Origin of the sequence: Kineococcus aridisoli (genome assembly GCF_050871885.1) — a bacterium.
Classification (GTDB): domain Bacteria; phylum Actinomycetota; class Actinomycetes; order Actinomycetales; family Kineococcaceae; genus Kineococcus.
Genome location: NZ_JBJLSF010000049.1, coordinates 11,264 through 33,073, shown reverse-complemented (window position 1 = coordinate 33,073; position 21,810 = coordinate 11,264). Strand labels below are relative to the sequence as shown.

The following is a 21,810-nucleotide window of genomic DNA, read 5'->3' as shown; positions in this document are numbered from 1 at the left end:
CCCGCGCGCTCCCCGGCCGGGGAGCGCGCGGGACGGGGTCAGGAGTCGAAACCCAGCCCGAACCGGTCCAGGGTGCGCAGCCACAGGTTGCGGTGGCCCTCGTGGCGGTCGGCGTGCACGAGCGAGCGCGTGGTCACCTCGACCCCGGCCCAGGCCAGCGGCTCGGGCGGGAACGGCAGCGGGGTGCTGCGGACCAGTTCCAGCTCGGTGAGCTCGGTGGGACCCGCCTCCTCGCGCGCGAGGAGGTCGAGCAGCACGTCGGCGGCGAAGCGGGTCATCCCCACGCCCAGCCCGGTGTACCCGGCGACGTGGGCGACGCGGCCGCGGTGGCCGGTGCCGAAGAACGGGAAGAAGCGGGTGCAGGTGTCGATGGCACCGCCCCAGGCGTGGGTGAAGCGCAGGCCCTCCAGCTGCGGGAACGTCTGGAGGAAGTGCGCGGCCAGCGTCTGGAACGACTCGGCCCGCTGGTCGTGGCGGGCCGACAGCGAACGCCCCCAGTGGTAGACCGCGTCGTAGCCGCCGAAGAGGATCCGGCCGTCGGCGGTCTGCCGGTAGTAGTGGAACTGGTTGCCCAGGTCGTCCACGCCCTGGCGGTTGCGCCAGCCGATCGCCGCGCGCTGCCCGGCGTCCAGCGGTTCGGTGACGAGCACGTAGTCGTAGACCGGGATCGTGTGCAGCCGGTAGCGCCGCAGCAGCGCCGGGAAGACGTTGGTGCCCAGCGCCACGCGCCGGGCGTGCACGGTGGCGGAGCCGGAGCCGGAGCCGGTGCGCACGTGCACCGCCTCCGCGTCGGAGCTCAGCCCGCGCACGACGGTGCCCTCGGCGACGCGGACACCGAGTTCCCGGCAGGTGCGCAGCAGCTCCCAGACCAGGCGGGCGGGGTTCACCAGCGCGGTGTCCTCGCGCGTCCACACCCCGGCCAGGTAGGTGGGGGAGTCGACCTGCGCGCGGACGGCGTCGGCGTCCAGGAACCCCGCCTGGCCGCGCAGCTGCTCCACCTGGTACGGCTCGGTCGCCACCGACAGGGAGCCGGTGCGCTCCCAGTCGCAGTCCCAGCCGTGCTGCGCGACGGACTTCTCGATGGCGTCGAGGTTGGCCAGGCCGAGCGCGTCGAGGCGGTCGACCTCGGCCGGCAGGTGCCGCTCGCCGTTGCCGCGCCCGTGGGTGAGGCTCGCGGCGACGAACCCGCCGTTGCGCCCGGAGGCGGCCCACCCGACGCTGGCCCCCTCCAGCAGCAGCACGTCGCGGCCGGGGTCGCGCTCCTTGGCGCGCAGCGCCGTCCAGAGCCCGGTGAGGCCGCCGCCCACGACGACGAGGTCGGCGCGGGTGTCGGCGGTCAGCGGGGGCTGCGGGGCGGGCCGTCCGGGGTCGTCCAGCCAGAACGGCGTGCTCGCGGTGTCGCGCAGGGCCGCGCGGGTGGCGGGGGTGGGTTCCGACTGGAACGGCATCCCCGGTTCATACCGGCCGGATCCGGCGACGGCAAGGGGTCCGGCGTGCGCGATCCGTCGTCCGGGCCGGGTGCGACGGCGGTGATCCGCGGGATCGGGCACCACCGGCGACTAGACTCCCGGGTGTGACCAACCGCAGCGCAGGAACCTCCCTCGACGCCGTCTCCAAGAGGATCATCGAGGTCCTGCAGGAGGACGGGCGGATGTCCTACGCCGCCATCGGCAAGGCCGTGGGGCTGTCGGAGGCCGCCGTGCGCCAGCGCGTGCAGCGGTTGCTGGACAGCGGTGTCATGCAGATCGTCGCCGTCACCGATCCGCTGCAGATCGGCTTCTCGCGCCAGGCGATGATCGGCATCCGCGCCGAGGGGGACACCCGCGTCGTGGCCGACCGGCTCGCCGAGCTGCCGGAGATCGACTACGTCGTCGTGACGGCCGGCTCCTTCGACGTCATGGTCGAGGTCGTCTGCGAGGACGACGACGACCTGCTGGAGCTCATCAACGGCAAGATCCGTGCCGTCCCGGGGGTCGTGGGCACGGAGACGTTCGTCTACCTCAAGCTGCGCAAGCAGCTCTACAACTGGGGCACCCGCTGACGCCTTCCTGAGGTTCCCCGCCCATTCGCTTCCGAATCCGTCGCGACGTGCGATCGAGGCGACGGATTCCCTTGTCAGTCCCCGGAGGGCCGGACTACCCTGCCCGGCATGCCCAGCTCCCCGGCGACCACCCCGCGCGGCACGGACCGCTCCGCGGCCGCCCGCGACCACCTCTGGATGCACTTCACCCGCCACTCGGGGTTCCAGGCCGGCGAGGAGGTGCCCCTCATCGTCCGCGGCGAGGGTGCCCGGATCTGGGACGCGCACGGCAGGGAGTACATCGACGCCCTCGCCGGCCTGTTCACCGTGCAGGTGGGCCACGGCCGCACCGAGCTCGCCGAGGCCGCCGCCGCGCAGGCGTCGACGCTGGCGTACTTCCCGCTGTGGTCGTACGCCCACCCCGCGGCCGTCGACCTCGCCGAGCGCCTGGCGCACGAGGCCCCCGGCGACCTGGACCGGGTGTTCTTCACCACCAGCGGCAGCGAGGCCGTCGAGACCGCCTGGAAGCTGGCCAAGGCCTACTTCAAGCGGGTCGGCAAGCCCACCAAGCACAAGGTCGTCAGCCGCTCCATCGCCTACCACGGCACCACGCACGGGGCGCTGTCCATCACCGGCATCCCCGGCCCCGTCAAGTCCGACTTCGAGCCGCTGGTGCCCGGCACCTTCCGCGCGCCGAACACCAACTCCTACCGCGCGCCCGAGCACCTGCGCGAGGACCCCAAGGCCTTCGGGCGCTGGGCGGCGGACCGCGTCGGGGAGGCCATCGAGTTCGAGGGCGCGGACACCGTCGCCGCGGTGTTCGTCGAGCCGGTCCAGAACGCCGGCGGGTGCTTCCCGCCGCCGCCGGGCTACTTCGAGCGGCTGCGCGAGATCTGCGACGAGCACGACGTCCTGCTCATGAGCGACGAGACGATCTGCGCGTTCGGCCGCATCGGCGAGCTGTTCGCCTGCAAGGACTTCGACTACGTCCCCGACGTCATCACCTGCGCCAAGGGCATCACGAGCGGGTACTCCCCGCTGGGCGCGGTGATCGCCTCGGAGCGGCTGTTCGAGCCGTTCAAGCACGGGCAGGACTCCTTCGCGCACGGCTACACCTTCGGCGGGCACCCGGTCTCGGCGGCCGTCGCGATGGCCAACCTCGACATCTTCGAGCGCGAGGGCCTGGTCGCCCGCGTGCACGAGAACGCACCGCTGTTCCGGGCTGCGCTGGAACGGCTGCTGGACCTGCCGATCGTCGGGGACGTGCGCGGCGCCGGGTACTTCTACGGCATCGAGCTCGTCAAGGACCGCGCCACCCGCGAGACGTTCGACGACGCCGAGGCCGAGCGCCTGCTGCGCGGCTTCGTCTCCCCGGCGCTGTTCGAGGCGGGTCTGTACTGCCGCGCCGACGACCGCGGCGACCCCGTCATCCAGCTCGCACCGCCGCTGGTCCTCGGCCCGGCCGACTTCGACGAGATCGAGCAGCGGCTGCGCGCCGTGCTCGTGGAGGCCGGGAAGCTGCTGTGACGGCGCGCTCGCTGTGGGCCGACACGGCGGGGCCCGCCCCGCGGCGCCCACCGCTGCAGGGGGACACCACCGCCGACGTCTGCGTCGTCGGCGCCGGGTACACCGGCCTGTGGACCGCCTACTACCTGCTGCAGCGCGACCCCTCCCTGGACGTCCTCGTCGTGGAGGCCGAGCACGTCGGCTTCGGCGCCAGCGGCCGCAACGGCGGCTGGTGCTCGGCGCTGCTGCCGCAGGGCCTGGAGAGCATGGCCGCCGGTGCGGGGCTGCCGGCGGCGCGGGCGATGCGCGCGGCGATGCGGGAGACGGTCGACGAGGTCGGCCGGGTCGTGGCCGCGGAGGGCATCGACTGCGGCTGGCGCAAGGGCGGCACCGTCGTCGTCGCCCGCAGCGCCGCGCAGCTGGCCCGCGCCCGCGCCGAGGTGGCGGCCGACGAGGCCGCCGGCTCCCCGGAGGGGCTGCGGCTGCTGGACGCCGCGCAGACCCGCGCGCGCGTCGGGGTGTCCGGGGCCGTGGGGGCGAGCTGGACGCCGCACTGCGCGCGCGTGCACCCGCTGCGGCTGGCCCGGGGCCTGGCCGCCGCCGCCGAGCGCGCCGGGGCGCGCATCGCCGAGGGCACCCGCGCGCTCTCCCTGGCGCCGGGCACCGTGCGCACCGACCGCGGCACGGTCCGGGCCCGGCACGTGCTGCGGGCCACCGAGGCCTGGACGCCCGCCCTGCCGGGGTCCGCCCGCGAGGTCGTGCCGGTGTACTCGCTGGTGGTCGCCACCGAACCCCTGCCGGCGTCGTTCTGGGAACGCGCCGGCCTGGCGGGCGGGGAGACGTTCTCCGACCACCGGCACGTCGTCGTCTACGGCCAGCGCACGGCCGACGACCGGCTCGTCTTCGGCGGTCGCGGCGCGCCCTACCACTTCGGCTCCGGCGTGCGCCCGGAGTTCGACACCGACGACCGCGTGTTCGCCAGGCTGCGCGCGACGCTGGCGGACATGTTCCCCGGCGTCGCCGGCGCCCGGTTCACCCACGCCTGGGGCGGTCCGCTGGGCATCGCCCGCGACTGGCACGCCGCCGTCCGGTACGACCCGGCCACCGGGCTCGGCGGCGCCGGCGGGTACGTCGGCGACGGCGTCTCGACGACCAACCTGGCGGGCCGCACGCTCGCCGACGCCGTGACCGGCACCGGCTCCGGGCTGCTGCGGCTGCCGTGGTTCGGGCACCGCTCCCCGCGCTGGGAACCGGAGCCGCTGCGCTGGCTGGGCGTCAACGCCGGGCTCCTGCTGGCCCGCTCCGCCGACGCCGCCGAACAGCGCCTCGGCCGCCCCACCCCGCTGTCGGCCGCCCTCGCCCGCCTCACCGCCCACTGACCGTCGAAGGGGGGCAGGTTCCTGCGGGATCGGTCGTGGAAACACGATCGCAACATGGAATCCGTTGTCTGACGCAGTTCGCACTTGTACGTTCCGAGGCATGGCGGACAGCACCGATCTCGTCCTGCACTCGGGGCGGGTCTTCACCGGCGTCGGCGTGCACCCCACCGCGACGGCCGTCGCGGTCACCGGCGGCCGCATCAGCGCGGTGGGCACCGACGCGGAGGTCCGCGCCGCGGCCGGTCCCGCGGCGCACGTCGTCGACCTGCGCGGGCGGCTGCTGCTGCCGGGGTTCACCGACGCGCACGTCCACCCCGTCATGGGCGGGCTGGAACGCCTGGGCTGCGACCTCAGCGGCGCGCACGGGGCGCCGGCCGCGCTGGCGCGGGTGGCGGAGTTCGCGGCCGGGCACGCGGGGGAGTGGATCAGCGGCGGCGGCTGGGCGATGGCCGACTTCCCCGGCGGCACGCCCCGGCGCGAGGACCTGGACCGCGTGGTCGGCGACCGCCCGGTGTTCCTGCTCAACCGCGACCACCACGGCGCGTGGGTGAACTCGCGGGCCCTGGAGGTCGCGGGCGTCGACGCGAGCACGCCCGACCCCGCCGACGGCCGCATCGAGCGCGACGCCGACGGCAGCCCGACGGGAACCCTGCACGAGGGGGCGATGGACCTCGTCAGCCGCCACCTGCCGGCGGTGAGCCGCGCGGAGCTGGCCGCCGGGCTCGCCGAGGCCCAGCGCCACCTGCACTCCGTCGGCGTCACCGGCTGGCAGGACGCCATCGTCGGCGAGTACGCCGGTCACGAGGACACCACCCCCGTCTACCTCGACGCCGTCGCGGACGGCACGCTGACCGCCCGCGTCGTGGGGGCGCTGTGGTGGCCGCGCGGTCACGAGGTCGCCGACGTCGACGACCTCGTCGCGGGGTTCGCCGCCCACCGCGAGGCCGTCCGCGAGCGCTGCGCCGCACTGGGTTCCGACCGGTTCCGCACCACCAGCGTGAAGATCATGCTCGACGGCGTCGCGGAGAACCGCACGGCCTCCATGCTCACCCCCTACCTCGACGGCTGCGGCTGCGGCACCGGGCAGACGGGGCTCTCGCACCTGGACCGCGACCTGCTGCTGGCCGCGGTCCCCGCCCTGGACGCCGCCGGGTTCGACGTCCACGTCCACGTCATCGGCGACCGCGCCGTGCGCGACGCCCTGGACGCCGTCGAGGCCGCCCGCCGCTCACCCGCCTCGCGCGGCGGCCGCCACCACCTGGCCCACCTGCAGGTGGTCCACCCCGACGACCTGCCGCGCTTCGCGGCGCTCGGCGTCGCGGCCAACGCGCAGGCGCTGTGGGCGTGCGACGACGCGCAGATGGCGGAGCTGACCACCCCCCTGCTCGGCCCGGAGCGCAACGGCTGGCAGTACCCGTTCGGCGCGCTGCTGCGCTCGGGGGCGCGGCTGGTGATGGGCTCCGACTGGCCGGTCTCCAGCCCGGACCCGTGGCAGGCGGTCCACGTCGCGGTGAACCGGACCCCGCCGGGCGAGGTGGCCGAGCCGTTCCTGCCCGAGCAGGCGATCACGCTGACGCAGGCGCTCGCCGCGTACACGGCGGGGTCGGCCTGGATCGACCGCCACGCCGACGGCGGTGCCGTCCGCGTCGGTGCGGTCGCCGACCTCACCGTCGCCGGCGCCGACCCGTTCGCGCTCGAGGCCGCCGACCTGCACGAGGTCGGCACCGACCTCACGTTCGTGGGCGGCGCCCTCGTCCACGAGCGCGCGGGTTCCCTCGCCGCCGCCGGGGGTGCCGCGTGAGCGTCCTCGCCCCGGCCACCGCCTCGCTCACCGGCGCCGGTGGCGGATCGGTCACCCTCACCGGCCTGGTCAAGCGGTTCGGCACCGCGACGGCCGTCGCCGGTGTCGACCTCGCCGTCGAGTCCGGCGAGTTCCTCTCGCTGCTGGGCCCCTCGGGCTGCGGGAAGACGACCCTGCTGCGGATGCTCGCCGGTTTCGAGGACCCCGACGAGGGTGACATCGCCATCGCCGGGTCGTCGGTGCTCGGGCTGCCCGCGCACCGGCGGCCGGTGAACACCGTCTTCCAGGCCTACGCGCTCTTCCCGCACATGAGCGTCGCCGAGAACGTCGCCTACGGCCTGCGCCGGCGCCGCACGCCCAGGGAGGAGGTCCGCCACCGGGTGGGCGAGGCGCTGGAGATGGTGCGCATGAGCGCCTTCGCCCAGCGCGCCCCCGCCGCGCTCTCCGGCGGTCAGCAGCAGCGGGTGGCGCTGGCCCGCGCCCTGGTCAACCGCCCGCAGGTGCTGCTGCTGGACGAGCCGCTGTCGGCCCTGGACCGCAAGCTGCGCGAGGAGATGCAGGTCGAGCTGAAGCTGCTGCAGAGCTCGCTGGGCACGACGTTCGTCTTCGTCACCCACGACCAGGAGGAGGCGCTGTCGATGAGCGACCGCATCGCGGTCATGCTCGACGGCCGCGTGCAGCAGCTCGGCACCCCCGAGTCGGTCTACGAGGAACCGGGCAGCGCCTTCGTCGCCGGGTTCATCGGCAAGCAGAACTTCCTGCCCGGCACCGTGGTCGCCGACGGCGTGCTGCGCTGCGCGGACGCCGTCCTCACCTCCACCCGGGCCCCCGCCCGCGGCACGGCTGCCGCGCCCGGCGCGCAGGCCCTGGCCGCGGTGCGCCCCGAGGCCGTCCGGCTCGCGCTCGCCGGGCCCGCCGCACCCGCCGGGCCCGGCAACCTCGTGCCCGGCCGCCTGGCCGGCGTCTCCCACCTGGGGGACGTCGTGCAGCGCGTGGTCGTCACCGCCTCCGGCCTGGAACTGCTCGCCCGCGCCCCGCGCGGCCAGGAGGGTCCCGGCGGCGCCGACGTCGGCGCCGACGTCTGGTGCACCTTCGAGCCCGCGCGCACCCACCTCTTCCCCGCCTGACCGAACCCCTCCCGAACCCCGACCTGCCGCCCCACCTCCAGGAGAGCCCGTGCAGCGCACCGACGACACGCCGTCCGTCCTCCTCCCGCGGGCCACCGCCGCCCGGCTGCGGCGCCCGCACCCGGCCCGGCGCAGCGTCCTGGCCGCCGCCGCGGCGGCCGGGTCCGCGTGGGCGCTGGCCGCCTGCGGCGGCGGGACGGACGCCGACGCGGCGAGCACCGCGGACGGGGAGGTCGAGGACCGGCTCAACGTCTACAGCTGGGCCGACTACGACGACCCCGGCGTGCTCGAGGCCTTCCAGGCCGACGGCCCGCAGCTGCAGGTCGACAGCTACGGCTCCAACGAGGAGATGCTCGCCAAGCTCGTCGCGGCGGGCGGTGCCAGCGGCTACGACATCGTCGTGCCCACCGGGATCTTCATCCCGCAGATGGCCGAGAACGGCCTGCTCGCCGAGCTGGACCGCTCGCGGCTGAAGAACTTCGGCAACCTCGACCCGGCCTACCTCGGGCAGAGCTGGGACCCGGAGAACACCTGGTCGGTGCCCAAGGACTGGGGCACCACCGGGTTCGTCTACGACACGAGCGTCATCGGCCGCGAGCTCACCTCCTGGGCCGACTTCCTCGACGCCGCCGGCAAGGAGGCCTCCGGGAACACCTCGATCCTGGAGGACCCCTGGGAGGTGACCTGCACGTGGTTCGCCGCCAACGGCATCGACCCGAACACCACCGACGACGCCCAGATCGCCGCCTGCCGCGAGTGGCTGGTCGCCAACCTCGCCCCGCACCTGAAGGGCTTCGACTCCAACCCCGGCAGCAGCGCCATCGCCCAGTCCTCGTTCGCGCTCATGCAGTGCTGGAACGGCGACGCCCGCCTGGGCCTGGGCGGTTCGGACGAGCCCGACAAGTGGCGCTTCGTCTACCCGACGCCGACCGCGAACCTGTGGATGGACAACTGGTGCATCACCGCGGGCGCGGAGCACCCCGACGCGGCGTACGCGTTCATCGACCACGTCCTGGACGTCGGGAACTCCGTGCAGGAGGTCCTCTACATCGGCTACAACACCGCGCTGAAGGACATCGAGGCGAAGGCGACGGCGGCGGGGCTGGACCACCCGGAACTCGTCTTCCCCGCCCCCGAGGTCGTCGAGCGCCTCACCGCCAGCCGGATCACCCCCAAGCACGAGGAGCTCGTCGCCGTCGTCGACGCCGTGCGCGCCGCGGCGGGGGCCTGATGCTCGCCCGGCTGCGCGCACCGCACGGCGCCCTGGCCCTGCCGGCCTGGATGTTCCTGCTGGGGTTCTTCGTCGCCCCCGTCGCCCTCGTCGTCTGGTACAGCTTCGGCGACAAGCCGGGGATGTTCGGCACCCACTCCAACGAGGTGCTCTCCCTGGGCCGCTACGCCGAGGCGCTCGACGGCACGTTCCTGCGGACGTTCTGGAACACGCTGCGCATCGGGGTGGTCGGCACCCTGGTCTGCCTCGTCGTCGCGCTGCCGTTCGCCTACTGGATGGCCGTCAAGGTGCCCGCCCGCCGGCGCGGGCTGCTGCTGGCGCTGGTCATGGTGCCCTTCTGGACCAACTTCCTCGTGCGCACCCTGGGCTGGCAGATCGCCCTGTCGCCGGAGGGGTTCCTCTCCTCGCTGCTGCAGGCGCTGGGCAAGGACTCGCCGCTGGACGTCCTCTACACCCGCGGCGCCGTCCAGCTCGGCGTCGTCTACAACTACCTGCCGCTCATGCTGCTGCCGCTGTACGTGGCGCTGGAGCGCACCAGCTCCTCGCTGCGCGAGGCCAGCCGCGACCTGGGCGCCGGCCGCTGGCGCACGCTGGTGCACGTCACCCTGCCGCTGGCGGTGCCCGGCATCGCCTCCGGCTGCCTGCTGGTGTTCGTGCCGCTCATGGGCGACTACGTCACCGCGGCCGTGCTGGGCGGGGCGAGGGGGAACATGGTCGGCCAGCTCGTCGCCGGGCAGTTCCAGACCGCGCAGAACTGGGCGCTGGGCTCGGCGATGGCGGTGCTGCTGGTGCTGCTCACCGGCGGGGTGGTGCTGCTCACCGCGCTCGCCGCCGTCCTCGTGCGGCGGGCCGTGCGCCGCGCCCGCCGCGTCGAGCTGCCGGCGGGGGTGCGGCCGTGATCGACGAGCGCCCCGCCCCCACCGCGGCCCCCGCCCCGCCGCGTCCGCGCCGCCGGCGCCGGCGCCCAGGCGCCGACGTCCTGCTCGGCGCCTGGGGCGCGGCCGTCCTGGTGTTCCTGTTCCTGCCGATCGTCGTCATCGTCGTGCACTCCTTCAACACCGGCCGGCTGCTCACCTCCTGGCAGGGGTTCGGGTTCGACGCCTACGCGGCGGGGCTGTCGCGGCCGGCGATCCGCAGCGCCGTCGCCACCTCCCTGCGGGCCGCGGCCGGGGCGGCGCTGGTGTCCGCGCTCATCGGCTCGCTGGCGGGCCTGGCCCTGGCCCGCCGCGGCGGCCGCTGGGCCGGGCTGCTGACGCTGCTGCTGGGGCTGACGCTGGTGACCCCGGAGATCGTCGACGCGATCTCGCTGCTGGGCTGGTTCGTCTCGCTGGACACCGGGGCCGGGCTGACGCTGTTCGGCGACGGCACCGCACGCCTGGTGGTGGCGCACGCGGTCCTGTCCACGGCGGTGGTCACCTTCATCGTGCGGGCGCGGGTCGCCGGGCTGGACGCGCGCCTGGAGGAGGCGGCCGCCGACCTCTACGCCACCCCCTGGCGGCGCTTCCGCGACATCACGCTCCCGCTCGCCGCGCCCGGTGTCCTGGCCGGCACCCTCATGGCGTTCACGCTGAGCCTGGACAACACGATCGTGGCCAGCTTCGTCTCGCTGCCCGGGGCGACCCCGTGGCCGGTGCACGTGTTCTCCGCGCTGCGGGCCGCGCTGCGCCCGGAGATCGCCGCGGTCTCCACGCTCGTGCTGCTGCTCACCCTCGTGGCGCTGGGGGTCGTGGCGCTGGTGCTGCGCCGCTCGGGCGACTCCGCCTCCGACATCGCCCGCACGATGGCGGGCGGCTGACACCTCCCGCGTTGTCGAACGTCCCGCTCGCGGGCACCATCGTCAGGACCGGGCGCGACGACGGCCGTCACCGCCCTTCCGCGAGGAGGCGGTCCTGTGCCCGACCCCGAACCGATGACCGCCCCCGCGCCCGGTGCCGGGGCCCGCCCGCGCCGCGTCGTCGTCGGCTTCTCCGGCTCCGGCGCCTCCCGACGGGCGCTGCGCTGGGCGGTGCTGGAGTGCGCGGCCACCGCCCGGCCGCTGCGCGTGGTGCTGGTGCGCGAGGGGTCCACCGCCGCCCCCGCCCACCTGGAGCAGGCGCTGTCGCAGGAGCTGGAGCGGGTGCCCGGCCGCGAGCCCGCCGTCGACGTCACCGTCACCACCGGTCAGCCGGCGTCCGCGCTGCTCGTGGAGGCGGCGGACGGCGCCCTGCTGGTGCTGGGCCGCGGTCGCGGCGGTGCTCCCGGCGGCGGGCGCGTGCTGGCCGCGTGCCTGCAGCACGCCCCCGTCCCCGTCGTGCTCGTGGGACCGCAGGCGGTCCTCGGCCCGCCGCGGCGGCTGCTGGTGGTCTCGGCCCCCGGCTCGGCCGACGACCCGGCCCCGGTGGCCTGGGCCGCGCGCGGCGACCGGCTGCCGCTGCGGGTGCTCACCACCTGGCAGGCCCCTCCCGCGGGCGCCGAGCGGCGGCACGCGCACCTGCTCGCCGCCCAGCGCCACCACGCGGTGCTGGCGCAGCTGGGCGCGGCGGGCGGGGGAGCCGTGCGGGCCGTCGTCGTGGAGGGCGCCACGGGCGACGTCCTGGCGCGGCGGACCGTCGTCGGCGACCTCGTCGTCGTCGCGGCCACCGCGGTCCGCGCGCTGCCGGTGCACCTGCTGCGGGTGCCGCTGGTCCTGGTGCCGCCGAGCTCGCGCACGATCGTGCTGCCGGACGCCACCGCCGCCACCACCGCCGGGCGGCGGCGCGCGGCGGGCCTGGCGCGCGCCTGAGGGCGGGCCGGTCCGGTGGCGCCCCGGGCGGGGGCCGCCGGCCGGGGCGGGCGCGCGCCCGTCAGAGCTTCTCGAGCGTGCGCCCGTTCACCCGGCGGACCTCGCCGTTGGTGAAGCGGACGGTCACCCACTCCTCCGGGCCGGTGGAGACGACGGTGCCGAGGCCGTGCCGGTCGTGGGTGACGCGGTCGTCCTCGGCGAAGACCTCCGCCGGCGGCTGCGGCGGGATCGGCTGGAAGGGGCTCGTGGCGAGGTGACGCCGAGCCGTGCTGTCACGAGGAGGCATGTCTCGAGTGTCCTCCACCTCGGGCCCTGCCGGTACGCCCTCCACCCGGTTGGTTGCCAGGACGCCCCGCGCGGACCCGTTGTCGTACAAGCGTTCGAACGGTGTGCCATGCTCGGGGGATGTCGGGCGGCCAGCTGCGCAGGGACGGGCAGCGCCCGCTGCACGAGGTGCTCCGCCGGCAGCGGGCGGCCGAGGTGGCCGAGCGCCCCGCCGGCCGGCACTGCTGGGTGCGCCCGCCGGAGGGGGAGCCGGGGCCCTGGCCGGGGGTGGTCGTGGCCTGGGCGCGCGGGCGCGAGGGCTGGCGCGGCCGCGTCGTCTACGTCGTGCCCCCCGAACCCGGTGAGGACGCCGTCGTCGTGGAGGCGTGGGTGGACGCCCGCCACCTCACCCCGGTGCTGCGCTGACCCCGCGCCGGCCCCGCGCCGGGGGTGCGGTGCCGTAGCGTCCGGCGGGTGACCACCCCGGACCCCGCGCCCGCCCCGGCTGCCGCTCCCGAGGGCTGGCTGGTCCTCGTCGACCTCCAGCAGGTCTTCGGCGACCCCGGCAGCCCGTGGGCCGCCCCGGGCTTCGAGGCCGCCGCGGCGGTCTGCGCGCAGCTGCTGGAGCGCTTCGCGCCGCGGGTCGTCCTCACCCGCTTCGTCGCCCCGCAGCAGCCGCGCGGCGCCTGGGTGCCCTACTACGAGCAGTTCCCCTTCGCCCTCGTCGGCGGCGACGACCCGCTCTACGCGCTCGTCGACGGCTTCGCCGGGCGGGACCTGCCCGTGCTCACCCGCCCCACGTTCGGCAAGTGGGGACCGCAACTGGCGGAGCTGGTCGGCGGTGCGCCCCTCGTGGTGGGCGGGGTGTCCACCGACTGCTGCGTGCTGTCGACCGTGCTCGCGGCCGCCGACGACGGCGCCGCCGTCACGGTGGTCGCGGACGCCTGCGCGGGTGCGAGCGAGGCCGACCACGAGCGCGCGCTGGACGCGATGCGCCTGTACGCGCCGCTCGTGCGGGTCACGACCTCCACCGCGCTGCTCGCGCGCTGAGGGCCGGTCCGCACCCGCCGCCCGCCCGGCCCGGGCGGCGCCGAGCCTAGGGTGGGGCGGTGCCGCCGACGCCCGCCCCGCTCCCGTGGCGGGCGCTCACCGCGGTCTACGCGCCGGCGGCGCTGTTCAGCACCGGTCAGGGCGCCGTGCTGCCTGTCCTGCCGCTCACCGCGCGCGACCTCGGCGCCCCGGTGCCCGTCGCCGCGCTCGTCGTGGCGCTGCTGGGCGCCGGCCAGGTCGCCGGGGCGCTGCCCGCCGGGGCGCTCGTCGCGCGGGTGGGGGAGCGGACGTCGGTGCTCCTGGCCGCCGCGGCCACCGCGCTCGCGCTGGCCGGTGCGGCGCTCGCGCCCACCGAGGTGCTGCTCGGCGGCTGCGTCGTCGTGCTGGGCCTGGCCACCGCGGTCTGGAGCCTGGCCCGGCAGTCCTTCCTCACCGCCGCCGCCCCGCCGCACCTGCGCGCCCGCGCCCTGTCGACCCTGGGCGGTGTCGGGCGCATCGGCACCTTCGCCGGGCCGTTCGCCGGTGCCGCCGGCAGCGCGGTCCTGGGCGCGCGCGGCGCCTACGCCGTGGCCGTCCTGGCCGCCGCCGCCGCGGCCGTCGTCGTGCTCGTGCTGCCCGACCCGGTCGTCGACGAGCCCGCACCGGCGGGCCGGGCCCCCGGGCTGCGCGAGGTGGTGCGCGCGAGCGCGCGGACGCTGGCCACCCTCGGCGTGGCGGCGCTCGCCGTCCAGGCGGTGCGCCAGTCGCGGCAGACGCTGCTGCCGCTGTGGTGCGACCACCTGGGCCTGGACGCGACCACCACGGGCCTGGTCGCCGGGGTCTCCGGCGCCGTGGACCTGCTGCTGTTCTACCCGGCGGGCTCGGTGATGGACCGCTTCGGGCGCGCCGCGGTCGGGGTGCCCTCGATGCTCGTGCTGGCCCTCGGGCACCTCCTGCTGCCGACGACCTCCACGGCGTGGACGGTGGCCGCCGCCGGCGTCGTCCTCGGCCTGGGCAACGGGATGGGCGCCGGTCTGGTGATGACGCTGGGCGCCGACGCCGCCCCGCCGGGTTCGCGGGCGGTGTTCCTGGGCGCCTGGCGGCTGGTCACCGACAGCGGCGCCGCGGGCGGCCCGCTGCTGGTGGGCGCCCTCGCCGGCGCGGCGAGCCTGGCGGTCGCCTCGGGCGGGGTGGCGCTGCTGGCGGTCGCGGCCGCCGCGGGGCTGCTGCGCTTCGCCCCCCGCCGGCGCCCGCCGGGCCGCCCGTAGGCGCCGTGGGCACCGCGGGCCGTCAGCCGGCGCCGGGGTCGTCGGCGACCTCGGGCGGGCGCAGCGCGGCGGGCAGGTCCTGGTAGGCCACCGGCCGCAGCCAGCGCTCGACCGCGAGCGTGCCCACCGAGGTGCTGCGGCCGTCGGAGGTCGCCGGGAACGGCCCGCCGTGCACGACCGCGCGGCCCACGTCGACACCGGTGGGCCAGCCGTTGGCGACGATGCGCCCGGCCTTCTCCTCCAGCACGGGCAGCAGCTCGCGCACCACCTCGTGGTCGTCGTCGGCCAGGTGCACCGTGGCGGTCAGCTGGCCCTCCAGGCGTTCCAGCAGCCCCGCCAGCCGGTCGGCCGAGGGCACCCGCACGACCAGGGAACTGGCGCCGAACACCTCCCGGGAGAGGTCCTCGTCGGCCTCGAACGCGTCGGCGGTCGTGGTGAACAGGTGGGTCGTGCCGGCTGCGGCGATCCGCTCGTCGCCCGCGCCGGTGGCGACCTCCTGGACCTGCGGGTGCTCGCGCAGCGCCGCCACCCCGCGCTCGAAGGCGGTGCGGGTGCCGGTGCCGAGCATCGGGGCGGCGGCGGTGGCGCGGACGGCGGCCGCGGCGGCGTCGAGGAACCCCTGCAGCCCGGGGCCCTCGACCGCCAGGACGAGACCGGGGTTGGTGCACAGCTGCCCCTGCCCGACCGTCATCGAGGCGACGAACGCCGCACCGAGCTCCGCCGCCCGCTCGGCGAGCGCGCCGGGCAGCAGCACGACGGGGTTGACCGAGGACATCTCGGCGTGGACGGGGATCGGCACCGGGCGGCGGTTGGCGACCTCCAGCAGCGCGAGCCCGCCGGCGCGCGAGCCGGTGAAGCCGACCGCGGCGATCGCCGGGTGCGCCACGAGCGCCGTGCCCACCGCGTGCCCGGCGTCGTGCAGCAGGGAGAAGACGCCGTCGGGCACGCCGTGCTCGGCGGCGGCCCCGGCGATCGCTGCGGCGACGATCTCGGAGGTGCCCGGGTGGCCGGGGTGGGCCTTGACGACGACGGGGCAGCCCGCGGCCAGCGCCGAGGCGGTGTCGCCGCCGGCGACGGAGAACGCCAGCGGGAAGTTGCCCGCGCCGAACACCGCGACGGGACCCAGCGGCACCCGCCGCTGGCGCAGGTCGGGGCGGGGCAGGGGCTCGCGGTCGGGCAGGGCGTGCTCGACGCGCACCCCCGCGGCGGAACCCTCGCGCACGACGGAGGCGAACAGCCGCAGCTGGTGCACGGTGCGGGCCAGCTCCCCGCGCACGCGGGCCGGCGGGATCCCGGTCTCGGCCACGACCCGGGCGACGAGCTCGTCGGAGACGGCGGAGATCCGCTCGGCGGCGCCGTCCAGGAACGCCGCGCGCCGGGCCGGCGGCAGGAGGCGGTAGGGCCGGAACGCCCGCGCCGCCAGCTGAGCGGCGCGCTCGACGTCCTCCGGCGTGGCGCCGCCGAAGGCGGGTTCGAGGACCTCGCCGGTGCGCGGGTCGCGCGCGCGCACCGGCTCGGCGGTGCCCGCGACGCGGGTGGCGCCGATGAACAGCTCGCCGGTGAGCTGGGACGTGCCGGTCACGGGGACCACCTCCGCAGGATCGGGCTCCGGTGCGCCGGGCGGGCAGTCTACGAGCGGCGGCCGTGCCGGTCGGTGCGCAGGGCGCCGCCCGGCGGGTGGTCAGCGGGGCCCCGCGGTGCTCAGCGGTCGGTGCGCAGCTGCTCGACGAGCTCGGCCAGGACGCGCTCGGAGTCCTCGTGCGGGACCTGGCAGGTGCCGGCCGCCAGGTGCCCGCCGCCGCCGTGCGCCAGGCAGACCGCGCCGACGTCGACGGGGGAGGTCCGGTCCACGATGGACTTGCCGATGGCGAAGACGGTGTTCTGCTGGGCCTTGCCCCACATCACGTGCATCGACACGCGGGCCTGCGGGAACATCGCGTAGACGTAGAAGCGGTTGCCCGCGTGGATGACCTCCTCCTCGCGCAGGTCGAGGACGACGACGTCGCCGTGGACGGTGGTGACCCGCTCCAGCTGGGCGTGGAACAGCTCGGCCTGGGCGCGGTACAGCTCCACGCGCTCGGCGACGTCGGGCAGCGCGAGGATCTCCTCGACGTCCTGGTAGTCGATGCAGATGTCGATGAGCTGCATCATCAGCTGGTAGTTCGAGATGCGGAAGTCGCGGAAGCGGCCCAGGCCGGTGCGGCTGTCCATGAGGAAGTTCAGCAGCGTCCAGCCGGTCGGCTCCAGGACCTCGTGGACGGAGTAGGCCGCGGAGTCCGCCTGGTCCACCGCGCGCATGAGGTCGTCGGAGATCTTCGGGAAGCGCGCGGCGCCGCCGTAGTGGTCGAACACGACGCGGGCGGCCGAGGGCGCCTCGGCGTCGATGACGTGGTTGGTGGCACCGGCGTTGCGCAGCGTCTCGGAGTGGTGGTGGTCGAAGACCAGGTGCGCGCGCGGGTCGTAGGGCAGGTTGGTGAGGATGTCCCGGCTCGTGATCTCGACGGCGCCGTCCTGCACGTCCTTGGGGTGCACGAAGGTGATCTCGTCCACGAGGTCGAGCTGGCGCAGCAGCACGGCGCAGACGAGGCCGTCGAAGTCGCTGCGGGTCACGAGGCGGAAGGTGTCGCTCACACCCGCTGCATCGGCACCCGCGGGTACCGCCTTGAGCCGGCTGCGGGTCCCTCGCGGCTCGTGCCGCGCGAGCGGCGTCCTTGACGCCGGCAGGGGCGGGTCAGCAGACTCGGCCGCGTTCGTTGAATCGTGTCAGCGGCGGTCCGCGGTGGTGCGGCCGCCCGCTCGGCACGCACCCGCAGCGGTCGGTGCCGACCGCCCGCACCGGAGGAGCCCCGCGTGAGCGAGCGTGCCTGCTTCCTGCTGCACCTGCGCCCCGAGCTCGTGGACGAGTACCTGCAGGCCCACGAGCACGTCTGGCCGGAGGTGCTGGAGGCGCTCGGCCGCTCCGGCTGGCGCAACTACTCGCTGTTCCTGCGCGCCGAGGACGGGCTGGTCGTCGGCTACTGCGAGGCCGACGACTTCGAGGCCGCGAGCGCCGCGATGGAGCGCGAGGAGGTGTCCGCGCGCTGGGAGGCGAGCGTGCAGCGCTTCTTCCTGCCCGCACCCGGCCCGGGCGACCGGCCCCGCGAGCGCCTCGTGGAGTACTTCCACCTCGCCTGAGGCGCCGCGGCGGCCGGGAGCCGGTCGCCCGGTGCCGACGCGGGGCCGGTGGCCGCCGCACCTGCCATCCTGCGGTCATGGCGACGGTCAAGGAGGTCGCCCAGCGGGCAGGGGTGTCGCTGGGGACCGTGAGCAACGTCCTCAACCGCCCGGAGGTCGTCTCCGAGGCGCTGCGCACGCGCGTGCAGGAGGCGATCGCCGAGCTGGGGTTCGTCCGCAACGAGTCCGCCCGCCAGCTGCGGGCCGGGGTGAGCCGGACGATCGCGGTGGTCGTGCTCGACGTGGCCAACCCCTTCTTCACCGACGTCATCGCCGGTGCCGAGGACCTCGCCGAGCGCCACGACGCCCTGGTGGTGATGTGCAACAGCGCCAACTCCGCCGAGCGCGAGGCCCGGCACCTGCGCCGCCTGGACCAGCAGCGGGTGCTGGGCGTGCTGCTGACGCCCGTGCACGACGCCCCCAGCGCCGCCCTGACCGAGGTCCGCGAGCACGGCACGCCCGTCGTGCTCGTGGACCGCGGCTCCGGCTCCAGCGGGCACTCCTCGGTCGCCGTCGACGACGTCCTCGGCGGCCGGCTGGTGGGCGAGCACCTCGTCGGCGCGGGGCACCGCCGCATCGCCTACACCGGCCTGCCGACGGCGCTGCGCCAGGTGGAGGAGCGGCTGCGGGGGCTGCGCGAGGCCGTCGGCGCGGCCGGCGAGGTGGACGTCCTGCAGGCCGGCGCCATGTCCGTGCGGGCCGGCTCCCAGGTCGCGGCGCAGCTGCTGGCGGGCCCGGCCGCCCAGCGGCCGAGCGCGGTCTTCTGCGCCAACGACCTGCTGGCGCTGGGGGTGCTCAACGAGTGCCAGCGCCGCGGGGTGCGCGTCCCGCAGGACCTGGCGATCGTGGGCTACGACGACATCGGCTTCGCGGCCACGGCGAGCGTGCCGCTGACCTCGGTGCGCCAGCCGCGCGAGCTGCTCGGGCGCACGGCCGTGGAGCTGCTGCTGGCGCAGGTGGAGGGCCGCCCGGCGCAGCAGCTCGTCTTCGAGCCCGAGCTCGTCGTGCGCCGCTCCACCGCCCGTCGGGCCGGCCGGCCGGCGACCGGCCGGCCGCCCGCGCAGGCGGTCGCCGAGGCGGGCTGAGCAGCGGGCCGGGGGGCGGGACACGCCGGGCTGCACGACACGCCGATCACTCAGCGTCGGCATTGTGCACAGCGAGTGTCCACAGGGGCAGGTCCAGACGGCTGAAACCGCAGGTCAGGGGCATGGGGACGAGGTTGTCCACATGGGGACGACAGCTGGGGAAATCACAACCGTGTCACACACCATGTAGTGGTGGTTTGCGATGTCGGCCCCCAGGGGTAGTGTCTTGGACATCCCAGCAGGACGGGACGCCACACCGGCAGCAGGACCCGAGGGAGGGACCACCCCCATGAGCATCACCGTCTACAGCACGCCCTCGTGCGTGCAGTGCAAGGCGACCTACCGCGCGCTGGACCGCAAGGGCCTGGCCTACGAGGTCGTGGACGTCACGGCCGACGCGCAGGCGCTGGAGACGGTCCGCTCCCTGGGGTACGTCCAGGCCCCCGTCGTCATCGCCGGCGAGGAGCACTGGTCCGGCTTCCGCCCCGACCGCATCGACGCGCTGGCCGCCCGCGCGGCCGCCGTCTCCGTCTGACGTCCTGCCCGGAGGTCCCCGTGAAGCCCGGAGTCGTCTACTTCTCCAGCACCTCGGGCAACACGCACCGCTTCGTCGGCAAGCTCGAGCTGGAGCGGCCGGCGCTGCGGATCCCGCTGCACGCGCGTGACGAGGCCCTGCACGTCACGGAGCCCTACGTCCTCATCGTCCCCACCTACGGCGGGGGCGGCGGGGCGGGGGCTGTCCCCAAGCAGGTGATCCGCTTCCTCAACGTCCCGGCCAACCGGGCCCTGGTGCGCGGGGTCATCGGCGCCGGGAACACCAACTTCGGGGAGCACTACGCCGCCGCCGGCGACGTGGTCGCGGCCAAGTGCCGCGTGCCCCACCTCTACCGCTTCGAACTCTTCGGGACTCCCGACGACGTGCGCCGCGTGCGCGACGGATTGGACTCGCTGTGACCCTCACCTCCGACGCCCCCTCGAGCTCCCCCGAGGTCATCGCCACCCCGACGTCGCCGGGCTACCACACGCTCAACGCGATGCTGAACCTGTGGGACGAGAACGGGAAGATCCAGTTCGAGGCCGACGTCGAGGCCGCGCGGCAGTACTTCCTGCAGCACGTCAACCCCCGCACCATGCGCTTCCCGAGCTTCGAGGCGCGCATCGAGCACATGGTCTCCGAGGGCTACTACGAGCAGCACGTCCTCGACCAGTACTCGATGGACTTCGTGCGCTCCCTCACCGACCGCGCGCACGCGGCGCGCTTCCGCTTCGCCACCTTCCTCGGGGCGTTCAAGTTCTACACGAGCTACGCGCTCAAGAGCTTCGACGGCAAGCAGTACCTGGAGAACTTCGAGGACCGCGCCGTCATGACGGCGCTGACGCTGGCCGTCGGCGACGAGGCGCTGGCCACCGCGATCGTCGACGAGGTCATCGCGGGCCGCTTCCAGCCGGCGACGCCGACCTTCCTCAACGCCGGCAAGGCCTCGCGCGGCGAGCTGGTCTCCTGCTTCCTGCTGCGCATCGAGGACGACATGGAGTCCATCGGCCGCGGCATCAACTCCGCGCTGCAGCTGTCCAAGCGCGGCGGCGGCGTGGCGCTGCTGCTGAGCAACATCCGCGAGTACGGCGCCCCGATCAAGCGGATCCAGAACCAGTCCTCCGGCGTCATCCCGGTGATGAAGCTGCTGGAGGACTCCTTCTCCTACGCCAACCAGCTCGGGGCCCGCCAGGGCGCCGGCGCGGTGTACCTGTCGGCGCACCACCCCGACATCCTGCGCTTCCTGGACACCAAGCGCGAGAACGCCGACGAGAAGATCCGCATCAAGACCCTCAGCCTCGGCGTGGTCGTCCCGGACATCACCTTCGAGCTCGCCAAGAACAACGAGCCGATGCACCTGTTCTCCCCGTACGACGTGGAGCGGGTGTACGGCAAGCCCTTCGGGGACCTGCCGATCAGCGAGCACTACCGCGAGATGGTCGCCGACGACCGCATCCGCAAGACGCAGATCGACGCCCGCGAGTTCTTCCAGACCCTGGCCGAGCTGCAGTTCGAGTCCGGCTACCCCTACATCGTGTTCGAGGACACGGTGAACCGGGCCAACCCGATCGCCGGCCGCATCAACATGTCGAACCTGTGCTCGGAGATCCTGCAGGTCAACACCCCCAGCCGGCTCGCCGAGGACCTGACCTACGCCGAGATCGGCAAGGACATCTCCTGCAACCTGGGCTCGCTCAACATCGCGCTGACGATGGACGGCGGGAACCTCGGGCAGAGCGTCGAGACCGCCGTCCGCGCGCTCACCGCGGTGAGCGTCGCCAGCGACATCCAGTCCGTCCCCTCGGTCGCCCACGGCAACTCCCGCTCGCACGCCATCGGCCTCGGCCAGATGAACCTGCACGGCTACCTCGCCCGCGAGCACGTCCACTACGGCAGCGAGGAGGGCGTCGACTTCACCAACGTGTACTTCGCGGCGGTGCTGTTCCACGCCCTGCGCGCCAGCAACCGGATCGCGATCGAGCGCGGTGAGACGTTCGAGGGGTTCGAGCGCTCCAAGTACGCCGACGGGTCCTTCTTCGACAAGTACCTCGAGAACGACTTCCTGCCGGCCACCGACCGCGTCGCGCAGCTGTTCGCCCAGGCCGGCGTCGAGCTGCCCACGCGCGCCGACTGGGCCGGGCTGAAGGCGTCCGTCGTCGAGCACGGCATCTTCAACCAGAACCTGCAGGCCGTCCCGCCGACGGGCTCGATCAGCTACATCAACAACTCGACCTCCTCGATCCACCCGATCGCCTCGAAGATCGAGATCCGCAAGGAGGGCAAGCTCGGCCGCGTGTACTACCCGGCGCCGTTCATGACGAACGACAACCTGGAGTACTACGCCGACGCCTACGAGATCGGTCCCGAGAAGATCATCGACACCTACGCCGCGGCGACCCAGCACGTCGACCAGGGCCTGTCGCTGACGCTGTTCTTCAAGGACACCGCCACCACGCGCGACATCAACCGCGCGCAGATCTACGCGTGGCGCAAGGGGATCAAGACGATCTACTACATCCGGATCCGGCAGATGGCGCTCGAGGGCACCGAGGTCGAGGGCTGCGTCAGCTGCATGCTCTGAGCCGGGGCCT

The 21,810-nt window shown here is 75.0% G+C and carries 21 protein-coding genes; 17 read left to right on the top strand and 4 right to left on the bottom strand.

Features of this window, described 5'->3' with window-relative positions:
• Window positions 1–38: 38 nt before the first annotated feature.
• A complete protein-coding gene (locus tag ACRYM2_RS14230) occupies window positions 39–1,448 on the bottom strand; it encodes an NAD(P)/FAD-dependent oxidoreductase (protein ID WP_432523052.1) in 1,410 nt (469 codons plus the stop codon).
• Window positions 1,449–1,573: 125 nt separating this feature from the next.
• Here ACRYM2_RS14230 and ACRYM2_RS14225 point away from each other — a divergent pair, with 125 nt between their 5' ends.
• From ACRYM2_RS14225 to ACRYM2_RS14185, 9 genes are all read left to right on the top strand, one after another.
• On the top strand, window positions 1,574–2,041 hold the full coding sequence (locus ACRYM2_RS14225) for an Lrp/AsnC family transcriptional regulator (protein WP_432523051.1): 468 nt from the start codon (window positions 1,574–1,576) through the stop codon (window positions 2,039–2,041).
• A 108-nt stretch (window positions 2,042–2,149) separates the two neighbouring features.
• Window positions 2,150–3,547, top strand: coding sequence for an aspartate aminotransferase family protein (locus ACRYM2_RS14220; protein WP_432523050.1), 1,398 nt, complete (start codon window positions 2,150–2,152; stop codon window positions 3,545–3,547).
• Complete coding sequence (locus tag ACRYM2_RS14215) at window positions 3,544–4,905, top strand: NAD(P)/FAD-dependent oxidoreductase (RefSeq protein WP_432523049.1); 1,362 nt, start codon at window positions 3,544–3,546, stop codon at window positions 4,903–4,905. The genes ACRYM2_RS14220 and ACRYM2_RS14215 overlap by 4 nt, the downstream gene beginning before the upstream one ends.
• A 100-nt stretch (window positions 4,906–5,005) precedes the next feature.
• Entirely contained in the window at window positions 5,006–6,706 is a 1,701-nt protein-coding gene (locus ACRYM2_RS14210) for an amidohydrolase (protein ID WP_432523048.1), read from the top strand.
• Window positions 6,703–7,833, top strand: coding sequence for an ABC transporter ATP-binding protein (locus tag ACRYM2_RS14205; RefSeq protein ID WP_432523047.1), 1,131 nt, complete (start codon window positions 6,703–6,705; stop codon window positions 7,831–7,833). The genes ACRYM2_RS14210 and ACRYM2_RS14205 overlap by 4 nt, the downstream gene beginning before the upstream one ends.
• A gap of 49 nt (window positions 7,834–7,882) precedes the next feature.
• Window positions 7,883–9,064: a polyamine ABC transporter substrate-binding protein gene (locus tag ACRYM2_RS14200; RefSeq protein ID WP_432523046.1), complete on the top strand. Its 1,182-nt coding sequence runs from the start codon at window positions 7,883–7,885 to the stop codon at window positions 9,062–9,064.
• Complete coding sequence (locus tag ACRYM2_RS14195; protein ID WP_432523045.1) at window positions 9,064–9,963, top strand: ABC transporter permease; 900 nt, start codon at window positions 9,064–9,066, stop codon at window positions 9,961–9,963. The genes ACRYM2_RS14200 and ACRYM2_RS14195 overlap by 1 nt, the downstream gene beginning before the upstream one ends.
• The gene (locus tag ACRYM2_RS14190; protein ID WP_432523044.1) at window positions 9,960–10,859 is read left to right on the top strand and encodes an ABC transporter permease; all 900 of its coding nucleotides are present in this window, start codon (window positions 9,960–9,962) and stop codon (window positions 10,857–10,859) included. The genes ACRYM2_RS14195 and ACRYM2_RS14190 overlap by 4 nt, the downstream gene beginning before the upstream one ends.
• Window positions 10,860–10,955: 96 nt before the next feature.
• Entirely contained in the window at window positions 10,956–11,825 is an 870-nt protein-coding gene (locus ACRYM2_RS14185; protein WP_432523043.1) for a universal stress protein, read from the top strand.
• A 61-nt stretch (window positions 11,826–11,886) separates the two neighbouring features.
• Here the strand turns inward: ACRYM2_RS14185 and ACRYM2_RS14180 are convergent, their stop codons facing one another.
• Window positions 11,887–12,111, bottom strand: a complete 225-nt coding sequence (locus tag ACRYM2_RS14180; protein WP_432523041.1) for a hypothetical protein — start codon at window positions 12,109–12,111, stop codon at window positions 11,887–11,889.
• A 119-nt stretch (window positions 12,112–12,230) separates the two neighbouring features.
• Here ACRYM2_RS14180 and ACRYM2_RS14175 point away from each other — a divergent pair, with 119 nt between their 5' ends.
• Genes ACRYM2_RS14175 through ACRYM2_RS14165 form a run of 3 tightly spaced genes read left to right on the top strand, consistent with a single transcriptional unit; the run spans window position 12,231 to window position 14,386 of the window.
• Window positions 12,231–12,515, top strand: coding sequence for a hypothetical protein (locus ACRYM2_RS14175; RefSeq protein ID WP_432523040.1), 285 nt, complete (start codon window positions 12,231–12,233; stop codon window positions 12,513–12,515).
• Between the two features lie 48 nt (window positions 12,516–12,563).
• On the top strand, window positions 12,564–13,139 hold the full coding sequence (locus ACRYM2_RS14170) for a cysteine hydrolase family protein (protein ID WP_432523039.1): 576 nt from the start codon (window positions 12,564–12,566) through the stop codon (window positions 13,137–13,139).
• Window positions 13,140–13,198: 59 nt separating this feature from the next.
• Entirely contained in the window at window positions 13,199–14,386 is a 1,188-nt protein-coding gene (locus ACRYM2_RS14165) for an MFS transporter (RefSeq protein WP_432523038.1), read from the top strand.
• A gap of 22 nt (window positions 14,387–14,408) precedes the next feature.
• On the opposite strand, the gene ACRYM2_RS14160 is transcribed toward ACRYM2_RS14165, so the two are convergent.
• On the bottom strand, window positions 14,409–15,968 hold the full coding sequence (locus ACRYM2_RS14160) for an aldehyde dehydrogenase (NADP(+)) (RefSeq protein ID WP_432523037.1): 1,560 nt from the start codon (window positions 15,966–15,968) through the stop codon (window positions 14,409–14,411).
• A 119-nt stretch (window positions 15,969–16,087) separates the two neighbouring features.
• Window positions 16,088–17,017: an exopolyphosphatase gene (locus ACRYM2_RS14155; protein WP_432523036.1), complete on the bottom strand. Its 930-nt coding sequence runs from the start codon at window positions 17,015–17,017 to the stop codon at window positions 16,088–16,090.
• Window positions 17,018–17,236: 219 nt separating this feature from the next.
• On the opposite strand from ACRYM2_RS14155, the gene ACRYM2_RS14150 reads away from it, so the two are divergent.
• From ACRYM2_RS14150 to nrdE, 5 genes are all read left to right on the top strand, one after another.
• The gene (locus tag ACRYM2_RS14150) at window positions 17,237–17,560 is read left to right on the top strand and encodes an L-rhamnose mutarotase (protein ID WP_432523035.1); all 324 of its coding nucleotides are present in this window, start codon (window positions 17,237–17,239) and stop codon (window positions 17,558–17,560) included.
• A gap of 77 nt (window positions 17,561–17,637) precedes the next feature.
• Window positions 17,638–18,684 carry a LacI family DNA-binding transcriptional regulator gene (locus tag ACRYM2_RS14145; RefSeq protein WP_432523034.1) on the top strand — a complete coding sequence of 349 codons (1,047 nt, stop codon included), beginning with the start codon at window positions 17,638–17,640 and terminating at the stop codon, window positions 18,682–18,684.
• A 289-nt stretch (window positions 18,685–18,973) separates the two neighbouring features.
• The gene (gene nrdH / locus ACRYM2_RS14140; RefSeq protein WP_166615832.1) at window positions 18,974–19,219 is read left to right on the top strand and encodes a glutaredoxin-like protein NrdH; all 246 of its coding nucleotides are present in this window, start codon (window positions 18,974–18,976) and stop codon (window positions 19,217–19,219) included.
• 20 nt (window positions 19,220–19,239) lie between these two features.
• Complete coding sequence (nrdI, locus tag ACRYM2_RS14135; RefSeq protein WP_432523033.1) at window positions 19,240–19,638, top strand: class Ib ribonucleoside-diphosphate reductase assembly flavoprotein NrdI; 399 nt, start codon at window positions 19,240–19,242, stop codon at window positions 19,636–19,638.
• Window positions 19,635–21,800, top strand: a complete 2,166-nt coding sequence (gene nrdE / locus ACRYM2_RS14130; RefSeq protein ID WP_432523032.1) for a class 1b ribonucleoside-diphosphate reductase subunit alpha — start codon at window positions 19,635–19,637, stop codon at window positions 21,798–21,800. The genes nrdI and nrdE overlap by 4 nt, the downstream gene beginning before the upstream one ends.
• The last annotated feature ends 10 nt before the right edge of the window (window positions 21,801–21,810 follow it).

What these genes read in the sequence shown, in the direction of transcription:
- ACRYM2_RS14210 (WP_432523048.1), top strand. Translation starts at nt 5,006, where the DNA reads ATGGCGGACAGCACCGATCTCGTCCTGCACTCGGGGCGGGTCTTCACC.
- ACRYM2_RS14195 (WP_432523045.1), top strand. Translation starts at nt 9,064, where the DNA reads ATGCTCGCCCGGCTGCGCGCACCGCACGGCGCCCTGGCCCTGCCGGCC.
- ACRYM2_RS14145 (WP_432523034.1), top strand. Translation starts at nt 17,638, where the DNA reads ATGGCGACGGTCAAGGAGGTCGCCCAGCGGGCAGGGGTGTCGCTGGGG.
- nrdH (WP_166615832.1), top strand. Translation starts at nt 18,974, where the DNA reads ATGAGCATCACCGTCTACAGCACGCCCTCGTGCGTGCAGTGCAAGGCG.
- ACRYM2_RS14180 (WP_432523041.1), bottom strand. Translation starts at nt 12,111, where the DNA reads ATGCCTCCTCGTGACAGCACGGCTCGGCGTCACCTCGCCACGAGCCCC.
- ACRYM2_RS14175 (WP_432523040.1), top strand. Translation starts at nt 12,231, where the DNA reads ATGTCGGGCGGCCAGCTGCGCAGGGACGGGCAGCGCCCGCTGCACGAG.
- ACRYM2_RS14230 (WP_432523052.1), bottom strand. Translation starts at nt 1,448, where the DNA reads ATGCCGTTCCAGTCGGAACCCACCCCCGCCACCCGCGCGGCCCTGCGC.
- ACRYM2_RS14220 (WP_432523050.1), top strand. Translation starts at nt 2,150, where the DNA reads ATGCCCAGCTCCCCGGCGACCACCCCGCGCGGCACGGACCGCTCCGCG.